Source organism: Ottowia sp. SB7-C50, from assembly GCF_033110285.1.
Lineage (GTDB): Bacteria > Pseudomonadota > Gammaproteobacteria > Burkholderiales > Burkholderiaceae_C > Ottowia.
On sequence record NZ_CP136995.1, the window covers coordinates 1,485,106 to 1,500,808 of the forward strand.

Below are 15,703 nucleotides of genomic sequence, written 5' to 3' on the forward strand. Positions count from 1 at the left end.
CTGGCTTTCCCTGTTTCATTCGCGCATCCCGGATGCCTTTGCCGCTGGCCGGCGCCCTGCTGGCCGCCGCCGCGCTTTCCGCCTGCGGCGGCAGCGACGAGCCGGCCGGCACGCTGCGGCTGGGTGGTACGGTCACCGGCCTGGCCGTGGGCAAGAGCGTGGTGCTGCAAAACAGCGGCGCCGACGAGTTGCGCGTGAGCGAAAACGGCCGCTTCAGTTTCAGCAACCTGCTCGCCAGCGGCGCGGCCTACGCGGTCACGGTGAAAACGCAGCCCGACGGCAAGACCTGCCGCGTGGCGCACGGCAGCGGCACGGCCACGTCCGACGTGGGCGACGTGGCCGTCGATTGCGTGGCCGGCAGCACGCCGCCGCCGCCGACACCCGCGCCGCCGCTGGGGGCGGGCACTGCGGCGCTGGAAGGCGAGTGGATCAATCCCAAGGTCTGCACGCCCGTGGGCGGCGGCCAGTCCGCGCGGCAGCTGCTGAAGCTCGTGCGGCAGAGCGACACGGGGGTCGAATACCACGGCGGCACGCTGGTCTACGGCAACGCCACTTGCCAGGGCGCGGGCAGCGCGCTGCTCAGCCCGATGGGCAGCGTGACGTTCTCGCGCATCGAAAGCAGCCCCACGCTGGCCGCGCACTGGGGCAGCTGGCGCCTCATCACCGGCACCACCAGCTATCTGGTGTGGGCCAAGCCGGGCAACGACAAGCTGTGCCTGCTGGGCGACGAGAACCCCTCCATCCTGCCCACGCTAGACCGCGTGGCGCAAAGCGCGGCGGTGCAGGATCAGCAGAACGCCTGCTTCGTGCGGCGCTGAGGTCCGGCGTGGCGGCACCCCGCATCGACCCGCCCCGCGCCCGTGCGACGCTGGCGCTGATGGTGTGCGCGCTGCTGGCCGCGTGTGCGAGCACCCGCGTCAGCTTTCAGCCCGCCGCGCCCGGCCCGTGGTGTGAACCTGCCGCGCCCGCCGTGGTGCTTTGGGCGACCCGCTGGCGTGCCGACCAGAAGGATGTGGCGGCGCGCGAATCGGCGGCCGCGGTCGGGCTGCGCGACTTCTTCGCGCCCGCCGGCTGCTTCGCGCACACGGAGCTGCGCCGGGTCGATGCGCTGCCGCCCGCGGCCGTGCCGGGGGCGCCGGATGGTGCGCGGCTGATCGGCATCGAGGTGCAGGAGCTCGGCCCGGTCGTCAAACTGTTGTCGTCGGCCGCGCTGGTGGAAGGCGGCACCGAAGTGGTGTTCCGCGCCGTGCGCTACCCGGCGCGCGCGGACGGCGAAGCGCAAAGCGTGACCGTGCACTGGCGGCACGGCGGCCCGGGCGTGGTGACAGGGGTGGCCAGTTTGCCGCAGGACCTGCGCGCGGCCCTGCAGGCGGGCCTGAGGGCAGGCGGCGCCGCGCCTGAGCGGTAGACGCGCGCCTAGCCTGCGCGCGGCACACCGGCCCCGCGCTCATACCACCCCTTGCTGCCATTGACGATGCGCACCACCAGCAGCATCACCGGCACCTCGATCAGGACGCCCACCACGGTGGCCAGCGCAGCGCCGGAATTCAGGCCGAACAGCGCAATCGCCGCCGCCACCGCCAGCTCAAAGAAGTTGCTGGCGCCAATCAGCGCCGAGGGGCAGGCCACGCTGTGCTTTTCGCCCAGGGCGCGGTTCAGGCCATAGGCCAGCGCCGAGTTGAAGAACACCTGAATCAGGATCGGCACCGCCAGCAGGGCTATGACCAGCGGCTGGCGGATGATCTGCTCGCCCTGGAAGGCAAACAGCAGCACCAGCGTGGCCAGGAGCGCCGCCATGCTCCACGGGCCGATGCGCGCCATGGCGGCATCGAACGCGGCCTGCCCTTTGGCCAGCAGCGCGCGCCGCCACAGTTGCGCAATGATCACCGGCACCACGATGTACAGCCCCACCGACACCACCAGCGTGCTCCACGGCACGACGATGGCGCTCATGCCCAGCAGCAGGCCGACCAGCGGCGCGAAGGCGACCACCATGATGGCGTCGTTCAGCGCCACTTGGCTCAGCGTGAACAGCGGATCGCCGCCGGTGAGCCGGCTCCACACGAACACCATGGCGGTGCACGGCGCGGCGGCCAGCAGGATCAGGCCGGCGATGTAACTGTCGATCTGATCGGCGGGCAGCAACGGCGCGAACAGGTGGCGGATGAACAGCCACGCCAGCAGCGCCATCGAAAAGGGCTTGACGGCCCAGTTGACGAACAGCGTGACGCCGATGCCGCGCACATGCTGGCGCACCTGGTGCAAGGCGCCAAAGTCGACCTTGACCAGCATCGGGATGATCATCACCCAGATCAGCACGCCCACCGGCAGGTTGACCTGCGCCACTTCCATCGCGCCGATGGCCTGGAACACGCCGGGCATGAAGTGGCCGAGCGCCATGCCGACCAGGATGCACAGAAATACCCAGACGGTGAGGTAGCGTTCAAAGACGTTCATGGCAGAAATTTGAATCAAATAGGGCGCTGGCGCTTGCTGGACGTGCGCAAGCAGCTATGAAAACAGGAGTTATCGAACTGCGGTCAGTGGCTGGTCAGCGCACGCGCCGCGTCTTGCAGCATTGTTCGGGCGAGCTTTTCGGGCGGCAGGGCGACGAGCAACTCCAGCCGGCGCTTGATGGCGAACATGGTTTGGCGGAAGGCTTCGAGTTTTTGCTCGGGCGTGCCTTCAATGTCGGACGGGTCGGGGTAGCCCCAGTGCGCGGTGGCGGGCTGGCCGGGCCAGTAGGGGCAGGCTTCGCCGGCGGCGTTGTCGCACACAGTGATCACCAAATCCATGTGCGGCGCGCGTTCGCCGCCAAACTCGTCCCAGCTCTTGCTGCGCAGTCCTTCGATGTTGACGCCGGCGTGGTTCAACACCTGCAAGGCCAGCGGGTTGGGCTGCTGGCCGGCGCGCGGTGTGCTGCCGGCGCTATAGGCTTTGAAGCGGCCGGCGCCGATGTGGTTGAGCAGCGCTTCGGCCAGTATGCTGCGGGCCGAGTTGTGGGTACACAGGAAAAGGACGTTCAAGGGCTGGTCGGACATGGTCGATGCTTGGTGTCGTTGAGCGGAATCGCTATGCAAAAAATAGCTGGTGGCGCTTGCTGCTAGCGCGCCAGCGGCTGATGAACATCCAACTCGGCGGTGGCCGACGCCATGGAACCCGCCAGCTCGCGCAGCCGCGCCACGCCCACCGGCTCGTCGGCCAGCAGCGGCACCACCGCCCAGCGCGGCGCGTGGTGGGTGCGGATGGCGTCGATCTCGCGCAGTTCGCTTTCGGCGCGGCGGCGCAGCAGCGGTGAGGCCACGGGCGCGGCGGCGAGGCAGTTGTTGACCACCCAGGCCCAGGGCTCGATGCCGGCGCGGCGCAGGTCGTCTTGCAAATGCGCGGCTTCCAGCACGGGCGTGGTTTCTGCCAACGTGACGATCAGCACCTTGGTGCGCGCCGGGTCCTGCAGCTGCATCATGGGCGTGGTGAAATGGCTGCCCGCCGCCATCTGCCGCGCCACGTCGCGGTGGTAGGCGCCGGTGGCGTCGAGCAACAGCAGTGTGTGGCCGGTGGGCGCGGTGTCCATCACCACGAACTTTCGCCCCGCCTCGCGGATGGCGCGCGAGAAGGCCTGGAAGACGGCGATCTCCTCGGTGCAGGGCGAGCGCAAGTCCTCGGCCAGCAGCGCGCGGCCCGCGTCGTCCAGCGCGGCGCCCTTGGTGGCCATGACGTGGGCGCGGTAGGCCTCGGTGGCGGCGTGCGGGTCGATGCGGCTGACGGTGAGGTTGGGTAACTCGCCGGCCAGCGTTTCGGCGAGGTGCGCGGCGGGGTCGGACGTGGTCAGGTGCACGGGCAGGCCGCGCGCGGCCAGTTCCACCGCCACGGCGGCGGCCAGCGTGGTCTTGCCGACGCCGCCTTTGCCCATCAGCATGACGAGGCCGTGGCCGGGCGCGGCGATGTCGTCCACCAGCGTGGCGAGCGTGGGGGCGTCGGGCAGGGCGGTGTGCGGCGCGTCGGCGGTCGATCCGGCGTGGTGCGCATCGGGTTGCAGCAGCGCGCGCAAGGCGTCCAGCCCGACCAGATTGAAGGCTTTGAGCGCGATGTGATCGATCGGTAGATCGCGCAGCGCTGGTGGCAAGTTGGCCAACGCCGCCTGCTCGCGCCGCAGCACGGCGGCGGCCAGCGGATCGTGCGCGGCCTCGCCCTCGGGCAGCAGGCCGTTGACGACCAGGTACTGCCGCGTCAGCCCAATCGCCGTCAGCTCCTCATGCGTGCGCGCGGCCTCGCGCAGCGTAGCGCCTTGGCCCCGCGCCACCAGCACCAGCCGCGTGCGGGCGCCGTCCTGCAGCGCGGCGACGGCGGCCTGGTATTGGGTGCGCTGCTTGTCCAGCCCGGCCAGCGGGCCGAGGCACGACGCATCGCCCTGACCAGCCTCCAGAAAGCCACTCCACGCCCCGGGCAAGCTGAGCAGGCGGATGGTGTGGCCGGTGGGCGCGGTGTCGAAGATGACGTGGTCAAAGCCTTGCGTGGCCGCATCGTCGGCCAGCAGGGCGGTGAATTCGTCGAACGCGGCAATCTCGGTGGTGCAGGCGCCCGACAGTTGTTCTTCAATGCCCTTGACCACCGCATCCGGCAGCACGCCGCGCACCGGGCCGACGATGCGGTCGCGGTAGGCCTGGGCAGCGGCGGGCGGGTCGATCTCCAGCGCGCTCAGGTTCGGCACCGACGGCACGGCGACGATGCGGTTGCCAATCGTCAGGCCAAACACCTGCCCCACGTTCGACGCCGGGTCGGTGCTGACCAGCAGCACCTGCTTGCCCGCATCGGCCAGTTGCACGGCGGCGGCGGAGGCGATGGAGGTCTTGCCGACACCGCCTTTGCCGGTGAAGAACATGAAACGGGGTGCGCTGTGCAGGAACTTCATGATGTGTCGGTAAGCTATTGAATAGATAGCGCGTAACGCTTATGGGTGGAGCGCTGGAGGCCGATACGATGCTTATTCCGTAGCCATCCGCTGCTGCCGCGGTGACGCCTGCGTCGCAGCAACCGTCCGCTTGGCACGCGCCGGCACGCCGTCGTCCGTCGCACACGGGCCCGCGCCGGGGCCGCGCAGTTCGCTGCATTGCTCCGGGTGCCCGGCGCAGCATTCGGCCGTGAGGTAGTCCACCAGTGCCTGCATCCACGCCAGATTGGCGCGGTAGCGCTGGTAGCGGCCTTCCTGCGTCACGGTCAGCAGCCCGGACTGCGTCAAGGCCTTCAGATGGAACGACAGGTTGGTGGGCGGAACCTGCAGCGCGGCGCCGATGTCGCCTGCCACCACGCCTTCGGGGCCGTGCCTGACCAGCAGCCGATAGATGTCGAGCCGCAGGCCGGAAGCCAGCGAGGCGAGGGCGGTGATGGCGGCGTCTTTTTCCATATTTCAATTATTGTTGAATTGTTGAAGCGATGCAAGGCGCCCGCCGGGCGTCACAAACAATTCACGAACCTGCCACGCGCCTGTCACCCGCGCCGCGCACCATCGCTGCAGATGACCGAGATGGACCGCAAGGAGCGACCTGCCATGAAGGAACTGCCCACGCCCACGTTTGCCCTGTCGCCGCCCGCCGCGCTGCCACGGGGGTCGCTTCACCGGCGCGACACGGCTGCGCTGGTGGCGCCGCCTGCCGCGCGTGGCATTCAGGTGGCCTGGGCGCGCCATCACGACGAGGTGAGGGCCGCGCAGCGCCTGCGCCATGACGTGTTTGCCGGCGAAATGGGCGCGCGCCTGAACAGCCCCGTGCCCGGCCACGACATCGACCTGTTCGATGACTACTGCGAGCACCTGCTGGTGCGCGACGAGGTCACGCAGGACGTCATCGGCACCTACCGCGTGCTGACGCCGGCGCAGGCGCGCCGTCTGGGCAGCACCTACAGCGACACCGAATTCGACCTGACCCGCCTGCGCGCACTGCGCCCGCGCATGGTCGAACTGGGCCGCAGCTGCGTGCACCGCGACCACCGGCACGGCGGCGTCATCATGGCGCTGTGGACGGCGCTGGGCGAATTCATGACGCGCAACCAGCTCGACACCATGATCGGCTGCGCCAGCATTCCCATGATGCAGGGCGGCGTGTTCAGCGGCGACGTGGCGGCCAGCATCTGGCGCCAGGTGCGCGAAAAGCACCTGGCCCCCATTGAATGGCAGGTGCGCCCGCGCCTGCCGCTGCCGCTGCAGACACTGAACGACCAGCTGGCCGTGGAGCCGCCCGCGCTCATCAAGGGCTATCTGCGCCTGGGCACCAAGGTGCTGGGCCCGCCGGCGTGGGATCCCGATTTCAACAGTGCCGACCTGCCGATGATGATGCGCATTGGCGACCTGCATCCGCGCTACCGCAAGCACTTTCTGGGATGAAGGCGCCGCCGGCGTGCCGCGGGCGTGTGGCGCACCGCCGCCCGGCACGTGGGCGGCGCCGGTGACGGATCGCATGGCGTGCAGCCGCCTGTTGTATCCTGCCGCGATGCTCCCCTTTTTGAAGTGCCGCCATGCCCGCCGCCGTTGATGCCGCCACGCTGCTGGCGCGTTATCCGCTGCTCGACCGCGATGCCAGCATCCTCGATTTCAACCACCGCGTGCTGCACTGGTCCGAGCGCGCCGACGTGCCGCTGCTGGAGCGCCTGCGCTATTTGTGCATCGTGTCGTCCAACCTGGACGAATTCTTTGAGGTGCGCGCCGAAAGCCACCTGGCCGCCTGGCGCGCCGGCACCGATGCCAGCGGCATGCGCCGCCTGATGGCGGCTGCGCACGCCCTGGTGGAGCGGCAGTACGGCATCTACAACGACGTGCTGCTGCCCGCCCTGGCGGCCGAGCGCATGCGCATCGTCTCGCATGTCGACCGCACCGAGGCGCAGCGCCGCTGGGTGCGCGAGCACTTCCAGCGCGAGGTCAAGCCGCTGCTGGTGCCGGTGGCGCTGGACCCGGCGCACCCGTTTCCCCAGGTGGCCAACAAGTCGCTCAACTTCATCGTGCAGCTGAAGGGCAAGGACGCCTTTGGGCGCAGCAACGAAATCGCCATCGTCAAGGTGCCGCGGGTGCTGCCGCGCGTGCTGCGCCTGCCCGAGCGGGTAAGCGGCCACGAGACCCTGTTCGTGATGCTGTCCAGCGTGATCCGCGCGCACCTGGCGGATTTGTTTCCGGGCCGCGAGGTGGGCGACTTCTCGCATTTCCGCGTCACCCGCGATTCGGACCTGTCGGTGGATGAGGAAGAAGTCAAGAACCTGCGCACGGCACTGCGTCAGGAACTGCACCAGCGCAACTACGGCGACGCCATGCGGCTGGAGGTGTCGTCCGCCTGCTCGGACGAACTGGCGGACTTCTTGCTGCGCCAGTTCAGGCTGCCGGCCGAAGCCCTGTTCAAGGTGCAGGGCCCGGTCAATCTGGTGCGGCTGCAGCAGCTGATATCGCTGGTCGACCGGCCGGCGCTGCTGTTTGCGCCGTACCGCGCCAGCTACCCGGTGCAGCTGTCGCGCGGCGAATCGGTGATGGAGCGAATGCGGCAGGGCGACGTGCTGATTCATCAGCCGTTCGAAAGCTTCGACGGCGTGATCGACTTTCTGCGCGAAGCCGTGTACGACCCGCACGTGCTGGCCATCAAGCAGACGATTTACCGCACCGGCAACGACAGCCGCATGATGGACTTGCTCATTGAGGCGCAGCGCCGCGGCAAGGAAGTGACGGCCGTGGTCGAGCTGAAGGCGCGCTTTGACGAAGAGGCCAACATCAACTGGGCCGAGCGGCTGGAAAAGGCCGGCGCGCAGGTGGTGTACGGCGTGGTCGGCCTCAAGACGCACGCCAAGATGCTGCTGGTGACGCGGCGCGAAGGGCGCCAGCTGCGGCGCTACGGGCACCTTTCGACCGGCAATTACAACCCGCGCACGGCGGCGCTGTACACCGACCTGAGCATGCTGACGGCGGATGCGCGCCTGACGTCCGACATGGACCAGCTGTTCGTGCACCTGGCCAGCCACAGCCGCCTGCCGCGCATGCAGCGCATGCTGCTGGCGCCGTTCACCCTGCACAAGCAGATGCTGGCCAAGATCGATGCGGTGGCGCAGGCGGCGCGCAAGGGGCGGGGCGGGCGCATCGTGGCCAAGATGAACGCGCTGACCGACGAGGCGCTGATCGTGGCGCTGCTGCGCGCGGGCGACGCGGGCGTGAAGATCGACCTGATCGTGCGCGGCGCCTGCATGCTGCCCGCGCCGCTGACCAAGAACATCCGCGTGCGCAGCATCATCGGCCGCTTTCTGGAGCATTCCCGCGTCTTTTACTTTCGCGCCGGGGGCGACGAGCAGCTGTGGCTGTCGTCCGCCGACTGGATGAACCGCAACATGCTGCGCCGCGTCGAAACCGCGTGGCAGGTTACGGACCAGGCCCTGCGCCAGCGCATCGTCGACGAATGCCTGCTGGCCTACCTGCACGACGAGCGCGATGCGTGGCGGATGGGCGAGGGCGGCCGCTACGACAGCGTGGTGCGCCCGGGCGCCCAGGCCGGCCCGGGGGCGCAGCAGGCCCTGATGAACCGATACCGCGCCATTTGACGGAAGGAGGGGAAATGGACCTGATCCTGTGGAGACACGCCGAGGCCCAGGACGCCGAAGGCGACATGATCGACCGCAACCGCCCGCTGACGCGCCGCGGCGACCGCCAGGCGTCGCGCATGGCCGCCTGGCTGGACCGGCAGTTGCCCGACGGCACGCGCATCCTGGTCAGCCCGGCCGTGCGCACCGAGCAGACGGCCCGCGCGCTGTCGCGCAAGTACCGCCTGCACGACGAGCTGCTGCCTGGCGCCAGCGCCGATCAGCTGCTGCAACTGGCGGGCTGGCCCAACGCCAGGTCGCCGGTGCTGATCGTCGGCCACCAGCCCACGCTGGGCGAAACCATTGCGCGCGTGCTGGGCATGGCCGATGCCGAATGTTCGGTCAAGAAAGGCTCGATCTGGTGGCTGCGCAGCCGCGAGCGCGACGGCCAGCGGCAGGCCACGGTCATCACCGTGCTGACGGCCGAGATGCTCTGACCAGTCTGACCGGGCGGGCACAAAGGCTGTCGCCACTCCCTGGAGCGCGATAATTGCGGGCAATTGCCTATCGAGGAGTAGTCTGCATGCGTTCGATTCCGCTGGTTTCGTCCCCCATCGCCGCCGTGCTGGCGGCCGCGCTGCTGGCCAGCGCCTGCGCAACGGTCGACCTGGGCCCCCGCTACGACCCGCCGCCCATCCGCATGCCGCAGGCGCTGCCGCCCGCACCGGCGCCCGTGCCCTCGGTGGCGCAGCCGCAGCCGATTCCGCCGTCGGTGCCGATGCCGCAGGCGCTGCCGCCCGCGGGCCAGGCCGTGCCGGTGCCGGTGCCGATGCCTCCGGTGGTGGCGCCCGTGGCGGTGGACCCGAACGCACACCTGGTCACCTTCACCACGCGGATGGACGGTGGCAGCGTGGTGCCGCCCTCGCGCAGCGGCGGCAGCGCGCAACTCGACGCGCTGTACGACTCCAACACCCGCACGCTGCGCTGGAAGACCAACTGGACGGGCCTGTCCGGCGCGATCACCGCGGTGCAGTTCCACGGCCCGGCCGAACCGGGCCAGAACGCGCCCGCCGTCATGGTCTGGCCCGGCCCCTTCGGCCCGTCGTACGAAGGCCGCGCCACGCTCACCGCCAACCAGGCGGTCGATCTGGTCGATGGGCGCTGGTACGTCACCGTCTACACCACCAACTACCCGGCGGGTGAACTGCGCGGGCAACTGCGCGTGGTGAACTGACGCACCGGCGGCTGCCCGTTGCACGGCGGGTAAGCAGGCTGGTCAACACGTATCAGTGCGCAAACCGGCGCGGATCGCCGGCGGGTCGGTGCTATGGTGCGGGCCATGTCCACATCGACTGTTCCGATGCGGCCGCGCGCCGCGCTGGTGCCTGCCTGCATCGTCCTGGCCGCGGCGCTGCTGGCGTTGCTGGCCGCCTGCGCCGGTCCACCGGTGCGTACCGCGCCGCCGGTGCGCACCGAACCAACGCCCACCCAGCGCCTGCCTGAACTGGCCGCCTTCAGCGCGCGGCTGAGCGGTGCGGCCACCGTGCCCCCCCAGCGACAGCGCGGCCAGCGGCGAACTGGTGGCCGTGTTGAACCGCAACACCGGCCTGCTGCAGTGGAAGCTGAATTTCAGCGGCCTGAGCGGCCCCGTGACCGGCGCGCACTTCCACAGCCCCGGCATGAGCGGCGAAGTGGCGCCGCGCGTGATGATGCTCGGCCGCACCCTCGCCAGCCCGGCCGAGGGCCGCGCCATGCTCAACCCCAAGCAGCGCGCCGACCTGCTGGCGGGCCAGTGGTACCTCAACCTGCGCACCGCGCGCTATCCCGAAGGCGAACTGCGGGGCCAGTTGATCGAAAGGCATTGACCCCATCCGCGGAGCGCGCATTGCGCTCGTCGAGGCAAGGGCATCGCCCACGCACGGGGCACGATGGCGCCAACGTCCCTAAAATGCGGGCTTCTCCACCCCATCTGCCGCGCGCGCGCTCCTGGCGCCGCTGCCCGCGATGAACGCCCCCCTCGACGTTTCCTTCTTCCACCGCGACGCCAAGCCGCTGACCAGTTACAAGCCGCACTGGGCCAAGCGCTTTGGCACCGCACCGTTTCTGCCCATGAGTCGGGCCGAGATGGACGCGCTCGGCTGGGATTCGTGCGACGTGATCCTGGTCACGGGCGATGCCTATGTGGACCACCCCAGCTTCGGCATGGCCGTCATCGGCCGCGTGCTGGAGGCGCAGGGCTTTCGCGTCGGCATCATCGCGCAGCCCGACTGGCACAGCGCCGACGCCTTCAAGGCGCTGGGCAAGCCCAACCTGTTCTGGGGCGTGACGGCGGGCAACATGGATTCGATGATCAACCGCTACACGGCAGATCGCAAGATTCGCAGCGACGACGCCTACACGCCCGGCGACGTCGGCGGCAAGCGCCCCGACCGCGCCGCCATCGTCTACAGCCAGCGCTGCCGCGAGGCGTACAAGGATGTGCCCATCGTGCTGGGTGGCATCGAGGGCAGTCTGCGCCGCATCGCCCACTACGACTACTGGAGCGACAAGGTGCGCCGCAGCATCGTGGTGGACAGCAAGTGTGACCTGCTGCTGTACGGCAACGCCGAGCGCGCGTTGGTGGAAGTGGCGCACCGCCTGGCGCGGCGCGAACCCATCGAGCTGATCACCGACGTGCGCGGCACCGCGTTCGTCATGCGCAGCACGCCCGGGGGCTGGTTCGAGATCGACTCCACCGAAGTCGACCAGCCGGGCCGCGTCGAAGAACATATCAACCCCTACCAGACGACCGCCGAGCAGGCGGCGGGGCAGGGTGCGTCGTGTGAGGCGAATGCTCCGGAATCGATAGCTATTGGCGCTGATTCAACAAGCGCCGAAGGCCGATTGGGCTTGAAATCTGGCGAACAGCCGCTGCGCTTTGTGCCCAACCCTGCGCTGCGCCACAAAGCACCACCGCGCAACAAAACCGTCATCCGCCTGCCCAGCTACGAACAGGTCAAGCGCGACCCCGTGCTCTACGCCCACGCCAACCGCGTGCTGCACCTGGAGACCAACCCCGGCAACGCCCGCGCGCTGGTGCAGGCGCACGGCGAGGGCAGCACGGCGCGCGACGTGTGGCTCAACCCGCCGCCGATCCCGCTGACCACGGCCGAGATGGACCACATCTTCGACCTGCCGTACGCGCGCAGCCCGCATCCGCGCTACGCCGACGCGCGTGGCCGGCACGATGGCGAAACGAAGATCCCCGCGTGGGAGATGATCCGCTTCAGCGTCAACATCATGCGCGGCTGCTTCGGCGGCTGCACCTTCTGCTCCATCACCGAGCACGAAGGCCGCATCATCCAGAGCCGCAGCGAAAAATCCATCCTGCGCGAAGTCGAGGAGATGCGCGACAAGGTACCCGGCTTCACCGGCGTCGTCAGCGACCTGGGTGGCCCCACCGCCAACATGTACCGGCTGGGCTGCAAGTCGCCCGAAATCGAGGCCGCCTGCCGCAAGCCCAGCTGCGTCTACCCCGGCATCTGCCCCAACCTGACCACCGACCACGCGCCACTCACGCGCATTTACCAGCGCGCGCGCGCGCTGCCGGGCGTGAAGAAGGTGCTGATCGGCTCCGGCCTGCGCTACGACCTGGCCGTCAAGTCGCCCAGCTACGTGAAGGAGCTGGTGCAGCACCATGTGGGCGGCTACCTGAAGATCGCGCCGGAGCACACCGAGGAAGGGCCGCTGTCGAAAATGATGAAGCCCGGCATCGGCAGCTACGACAAGTTCAAACAGCTGTTTGAAAAGTTCAGTGCCGAGGCGGGCAAGGAGCAGTTCCTGATTCCGTACTTCATCGCCGCTCACCCTGGCACCACCGATGAAGACATGCTCAACCTGGCGCTGTGGCTGAAGAAAAACGGCTTTCGCGCCGACCAGGTTCAGGCCTTCTATCCGTCGCCCATGGCCACGGCGACCACGATGTACCACACCGGCCTGAACCCGTTGGCCGGCATTCACCGCGACGAGCGCGGCGAGCAGGTCGACACCGTGAAGGGCGAGCGCCGCCGCCGCCTGCACAAGGCCTTTTTGCGCTACCACGACCCCAACAACTGGCCACTGCTGCGCGAGGCGCTGAAGAAAATGGGCCGGGGCGAGCTGATCGGCAACGGCAAGCAGCACCTCATCCCCACTTGGCAGCCGGTGACCGATGGCACGTATCAAAGTGCGCGGCGCAAGAACTCGACCGATGCCGCCAGCGCGACCAACGCCCACGCGACGCTACGAAAAGAGAAGCGCCCTGCGCAATCCCAGCCAGCGCGCGGGGCCGTTTTGACCCAGCACACCGGTCTGCCCCCGCGCGCCGCAGCCGCGCGTTCGCCGTCGCCCCGGCGGGCGGCCAAGCCTGGCAGCCCGGTCGGCCGCGGCAAGCGTTGACAGGTCAGACGCGCAGCATGGCGGGCAAGCATTCATGCCCTTTGCTGCCACGAGCCTGCCCCATCCGCATGGACCACTTCACCAAGCGGTTCGCGTGCCGAACTGCGCAAACGCCTCGTCGCGTGTGATCAGAGTCAAACCTTCCAGGTCAGCCTGCGCGGCCAGCATGCGGTCAAACGGATCGCGGTGATCGGCCACATGGCTGCCTGCCCGGATGGCGTGCTGCCAAGTGATCGCCAGGTGCTGAAAGCCATCCGCCTGCGTCAGCGCATTGAAGCGCGGCAGCGCCGCGCTCACACTGCCCAGCTTGCCCAGCCGGTGCTTGGTCGCCATTTCCCACGCGCTGGCGGCGCTGACGAACACTGGCAACGATTCATCGGCGATGAGCGCGCGGGCCGATGCCGGCAGCATTGGGTCGTCGGTCCACCACCATATCAGCGCGTGGGTGTCGAGCAACAGCTTCAAGCACCGCTCCAAGCAGTCAGTTCGGCTTCAGGCAGGGCGTCGAAGAACGCGTCGTCCAGCAATTTTCCGGCCAGGCGACCCGGTTTGCGCTGAGCTGGCGATGGCTCGAGCGGCACCATGCGCGCATACGGCGTGCCGGCCTTGGCCAGGATCACCTCCTGACCCGCGTGCACTTGCTCCAGCAAGCGCGAGAAATGCGTCTTGGCGTCGTGCACATTGACGATGAGCGGTGTGGTCATGGTGGAGGCCCATTTGAACTTCCGGATATATTAGTCCATTGTATGGACTAAGTAAAATCCAGCCAACATGGCGTGATTAGCGCTCAAGGGCATGGCCGACAATGCAACGCGCCAGGGGTCTGGGCGCCAGAAGGCGTCGAAGCGAAACGTGCGAAAAACGAGGGCGGCGTGGTGATGCCGACCAGCCCATCACCGGGCTATGGGCGCCGGAGCCAGCGCCGCGATGGACCGTTTTCTTGTGCGTGGCAGCCGACGCATCTTCTGTCGCGCAGACTCCGACACGCCACCGCCAACAGGAAAGGGAGACATGGCCCTGCACGACCTCGACATCGCCCGCCGCGCCACGCTGCGCCGCATCACCGACCTGGCGCGCGAGCGCCTGGGGCTGGACGACGCGCACCTGGTGCCCTATGGCCACTACAAAGCCAAGATTGCGCTGCCCTTCGTGCAGTCACTGGATGAGCGGCCCGACGGCAAGCTGATCCTGGTCACCGCCACCAGCCCCACGCCGGCGGGCGAGGGCAAGACCACCACATCGATCGGGCTGGCCGACGGCCTGAACCGGCTCGGCCACCGGGCTGTGCTGGCGCTGCGTGAGCCGTCCATCGGGCCGGTGTTCGGCATGAAGGGCGGTGCGGCCGGCGGCGGGCACGCACAGGTGATGCCGATGGAGGACATCAACCTGCACTTCACGGGCGACTTCCACGCCATCGGCCTGGCGCACAACCTGCTGGCGGCGCTGCTCGACAACCACATTCACCAGGGCAATGCGCTCGGCATCGACGTGCGGCGCATCCATTGGCGCCGCGTGCTGGACATGAACGACCGCGCGCTGCGCCACATCACGCTGGGCCTGGGCGGCCCGGCGCACGGCGTGCCGCGCGAGGGCGGCTTTGACATCGTCGCCGCGTCGGAGGTGATGGCCATCCTGTGCCTGTCGCGTTCGCTGGCCGACCTGAAGGAGCGGTTGGGCCGAATCGTGGTGGCCGAAACGCGCCAGCGGCAACCCGTGACTGCGGCGGATTTGAGAGCGCACGGCGCCATGACCGTGCTGCTGAAGGACGCGCTGGCGCCCAACCTGGTGCAGACGCTGGACAACAACCCCGCGCTGCTGCACGGCGGCCCGTTCGGCAACATCGCGCACGGCTGCAACTCGGTCATCGCCACGCGCACGGCCATCAAGCTGGGCGATTACGCCGTCACCGAGGCCGGCTTCGGCGCCGACCTGGGGGCCGAGAAGTTTTTCGACATCAAGTGCCGCATGGCGGGCCTGAAACCCAGCGCCGCCGTGCTGGTGACAACGGTGCGCGCGCTCAAGATGCAGGGTGGCGTGCCGAAAGACGCGCTGGCGCAGGAGAACCTGGCCGCGCTGGACGCCGGCCTGGCCAACCTCGACCGCCACCTGCACATCGTGCGCGACGTCTTCGGCCTGCCGTGCGTGGTGGCGGCCAACCATTTTGTCGCCGACACCGCCGCCGAGCACGCGCTGCTGCGCAGCCGCATGGCCGAACGCGGCGTGCCGTATGCGGTGTCGCGCCACTGGGCCGAGGGTGGCGCAGGCGCGGTCGATCTGGCGCGCGAGGTGGTGGCGCTGTGCGATCAGCACGCCCCGCGCACGCCACGCTTTGTCTATGACACCGCCGACAGCCTGTGGGACAAGGCGGTGCAGGTGGCGCAGCAGGTCTATGGCGCCGCGCAACTGGTCGCCAGCCCTGAAGCCCGTGCGCGCCTGGACCAGCTGCAGGCCGAAGGCTGGGGCCACCTGTCGGTGTGCATTGCCAAGACGCCGTACAGCTTCTCGACCGACCCCAAGCTGCTGGGCGCGCCGACGGGCCATGCCGTGCACGTGCGCGAAGTGCGGCTGTCGGCGGGCGCCGGCTTCGTGGTGCTGGTCTGCGGCGACATCATGACGATGCCCGGCCTGCCGGCGCATCCGGGCGCCGAGGGCATGGATATTGATGAACGAGGGCAGGTGACGGGGCTGTATTGAACGGCTCGTCACATCGCGTCAAAACCGCCAAAGGCGCGAGATCGGCAGTGCGCGC

General features: G+C 68.9%; 15 protein-coding genes. 9 read left to right on the plus strand and 6 right to left on the minus strand.

The window, feature by feature from the left end; all coding sequences use genetic code 11:
* Positions 1–32: 32 nt before the first annotated feature.
* Both R0D99_RS07105 and R0D99_RS07110 read left to right on the plus strand, forming a co-directional pair.
* Positions 33–818, plus strand: a complete 786-nt coding sequence (locus R0D99_RS07105; protein WP_317750691.1) for a hypothetical protein — start codon at positions 33–35, stop codon at positions 816–818.
* A gap of 8 nt (positions 819–826) precedes the next feature.
* Positions 827–1,408, plus strand: coding sequence for a hypothetical protein (locus R0D99_RS07110; protein WP_317750692.1), 582 nt, complete (start codon positions 827–829; stop codon positions 1,406–1,408).
* A gap of 8 nt (positions 1,409–1,416) precedes the next feature.
* On the opposite strand, the gene arsB is transcribed toward R0D99_RS07110, so the two are convergent.
* The 4 genes from arsB to R0D99_RS07130 all read right to left on the minus strand — a co-directional run bounded on the left by arsB (position 1,417) and on the right by R0D99_RS07130 (position 5,401).
* Entirely contained in the window at positions 1,417–2,457 is a 1,041-nt protein-coding gene (gene arsB / locus R0D99_RS07115) for an ACR3 family arsenite efflux transporter (RefSeq protein WP_317750693.1), read from the minus strand.
* A gap of 83 nt (positions 2,458–2,540) precedes the next feature.
* Entirely contained in the window at positions 2,541–3,041 is a 501-nt protein-coding gene (locus tag R0D99_RS07120) for an arsenate reductase ArsC (protein WP_317750694.1), read from the minus strand.
* Positions 3,042–3,103: 62 nt separating this feature from the next.
* Positions 3,104–4,909, minus strand: a complete 1,806-nt coding sequence (gene arsA, locus R0D99_RS07125; protein ID WP_317750695.1) for an arsenical pump-driving ATPase — start codon at positions 4,907–4,909, stop codon at positions 3,104–3,106.
* A 72-nt stretch (positions 4,910–4,981) separates the two neighbouring features.
* Positions 4,982–5,401, minus strand: a complete 420-nt coding sequence (locus R0D99_RS07130; protein WP_317750697.1) for a helix-turn-helix transcriptional regulator — start codon at positions 5,399–5,401, stop codon at positions 4,982–4,984.
* Between the two features lie 144 nt (positions 5,402–5,545).
* Here R0D99_RS07130 and R0D99_RS07135 point away from each other — a divergent pair, with 144 nt between their 5' ends.
* The 6 genes from R0D99_RS07135 (at position 5,546) to R0D99_RS07160 (ending at position 12,954) form a co-directional block, all read left to right on the plus strand.
* On the plus strand, positions 5,546–6,376 hold the full coding sequence (locus tag R0D99_RS07135; protein WP_317750698.1) for a GNAT family N-acetyltransferase: 831 nt from the start codon (positions 5,546–5,548) through the stop codon (positions 6,374–6,376).
* A 131-nt stretch (positions 6,377–6,507) separates the two neighbouring features.
* A complete protein-coding gene (ppk1, locus tag R0D99_RS07140) occupies positions 6,508–8,559 on the plus strand; it encodes a polyphosphate kinase 1 (protein WP_317750699.1) in 2,052 nt (683 codons plus the stop codon).
* 14 nt (positions 8,560–8,573) lie between these two features.
* A complete protein-coding gene (locus tag R0D99_RS07145; RefSeq protein WP_317750700.1) occupies positions 8,574–9,035 on the plus strand; it encodes a SixA phosphatase family protein in 462 nt (153 codons plus the stop codon).
* Between the two features lie 86 nt (positions 9,036–9,121).
* Positions 9,122–9,772 (plus strand): CHRD domain-containing protein, encoded by a 651-nt coding sequence (locus R0D99_RS07150; protein ID WP_317750701.1) that lies wholly within the window; start codon positions 9,122–9,124, stop codon positions 9,770–9,772.
* Between the two features lie 355 nt (positions 9,773–10,127).
* Positions 10,128–10,403, plus strand: coding sequence for a CHRD domain-containing protein (locus tag R0D99_RS07155; protein WP_317750702.1), 276 nt, complete (start codon positions 10,128–10,130; stop codon positions 10,401–10,403).
* Between the two features lie 139 nt (positions 10,404–10,542).
* Complete coding sequence (locus tag R0D99_RS07160; RefSeq protein ID WP_317750703.1) at positions 10,543–12,954, plus strand: YgiQ family radical SAM protein; 2,412 nt, start codon at positions 10,543–10,545, stop codon at positions 12,952–12,954.
* A gap of 78 nt (positions 12,955–13,032) precedes the next feature.
* Here R0D99_RS07160 and R0D99_RS07165 read toward each other — a convergent pair whose 3' ends face one another.
* Together R0D99_RS07165 and R0D99_RS07170 are read right to left on the minus strand one after the other, a co-directional pair.
* Positions 13,033–13,419: a type II toxin-antitoxin system VapC family toxin gene (locus tag R0D99_RS07165; RefSeq protein WP_317750704.1), complete on the minus strand. Its 387-nt coding sequence runs from the start codon at positions 13,417–13,419 to the stop codon at positions 13,033–13,035.
* Complete coding sequence (locus R0D99_RS07170; protein ID WP_317750705.1) at positions 13,416–13,658, minus strand: type II toxin-antitoxin system prevent-host-death family antitoxin; 243 nt, start codon at positions 13,656–13,658, stop codon at positions 13,416–13,418. Before R0D99_RS07170 ends, R0D99_RS07165 begins: the two co-directional genes overlap by 4 nt.
* Before the next feature lie 307 nt (positions 13,659–13,965).
* Between R0D99_RS07170 and R0D99_RS07175 the strand changes: the two genes are divergently transcribed.
* Positions 13,966–15,648, plus strand: a complete 1,683-nt coding sequence (locus R0D99_RS07175; protein WP_317750707.1) for a formate--tetrahydrofolate ligase — start codon at positions 13,966–13,968, stop codon at positions 15,646–15,648.
* Positions 15,649–15,703: the final 55 nt, after the last annotated feature.

Excerpts from the sequence above, each read along its gene's own strand:
- R0D99_RS07105 (WP_317750691.1), top strand. The coding sequence starts at position 33 with ATGCCTTTGCCGCTGGCCGGCGCCCTGCTGGCCGCCGCCGCGCTTTCC.
- ppk1 (WP_317750699.1), top strand. The coding sequence starts at position 6,508 with ATGCCCGCCGCCGTTGATGCCGCCACGCTGCTGGCGCGTTATCCGCTG.
- R0D99_RS07135 (WP_317750698.1), top strand. The coding sequence starts at position 5,546 with ATGAAGGAACTGCCCACGCCCACGTTTGCCCTGTCGCCGCCCGCCGCG.
- R0D99_RS07160 (WP_317750703.1), top strand. The coding sequence starts at position 10,543 with ATGAACGCCCCCCTCGACGTTTCCTTCTTCCACCGCGACGCCAAGCCG.
- R0D99_RS07145 (WP_317750700.1), top strand. The coding sequence starts at position 8,574 with ATGGACCTGATCCTGTGGAGACACGCCGAGGCCCAGGACGCCGAAGGC.
- R0D99_RS07150 (WP_317750701.1), top strand. The coding sequence starts at position 9,122 with ATGCGTTCGATTCCGCTGGTTTCGTCCCCCATCGCCGCCGTGCTGGCG.
- R0D99_RS07120 (WP_317750694.1), bottom strand. The coding sequence starts at position 3,041 with ATGTCCGACCAGCCCTTGAACGTCCTTTTCCTGTGTACCCACAACTCG.
- arsA (WP_317750695.1), bottom strand. The coding sequence starts at position 4,909 with ATGAAGTTCCTGCACAGCGCACCCCGTTTCATGTTCTTCACCGGCAAA.
- arsB (WP_317750693.1), bottom strand. The coding sequence starts at position 2,457 with ATGAACGTCTTTGAACGCTACCTCACCGTCTGGGTATTTCTGTGCATC.
- R0D99_RS07130 (WP_317750697.1), bottom strand. The coding sequence starts at position 5,401 with ATGGAAAAAGACGCCGCCATCACCGCCCTCGCCTCGCTGGCTTCCGGC.
- R0D99_RS07175 (WP_317750707.1), top strand. The coding sequence starts at position 13,966 with ATGGCCCTGCACGACCTCGACATCGCCCGCCGCGCCACGCTGCGCCGC.
- R0D99_RS07170 (WP_317750705.1), bottom strand. The coding sequence starts at position 13,658 with ATGACCACACCGCTCATCGTCAATGTGCACGACGCCAAGACGCATTTC.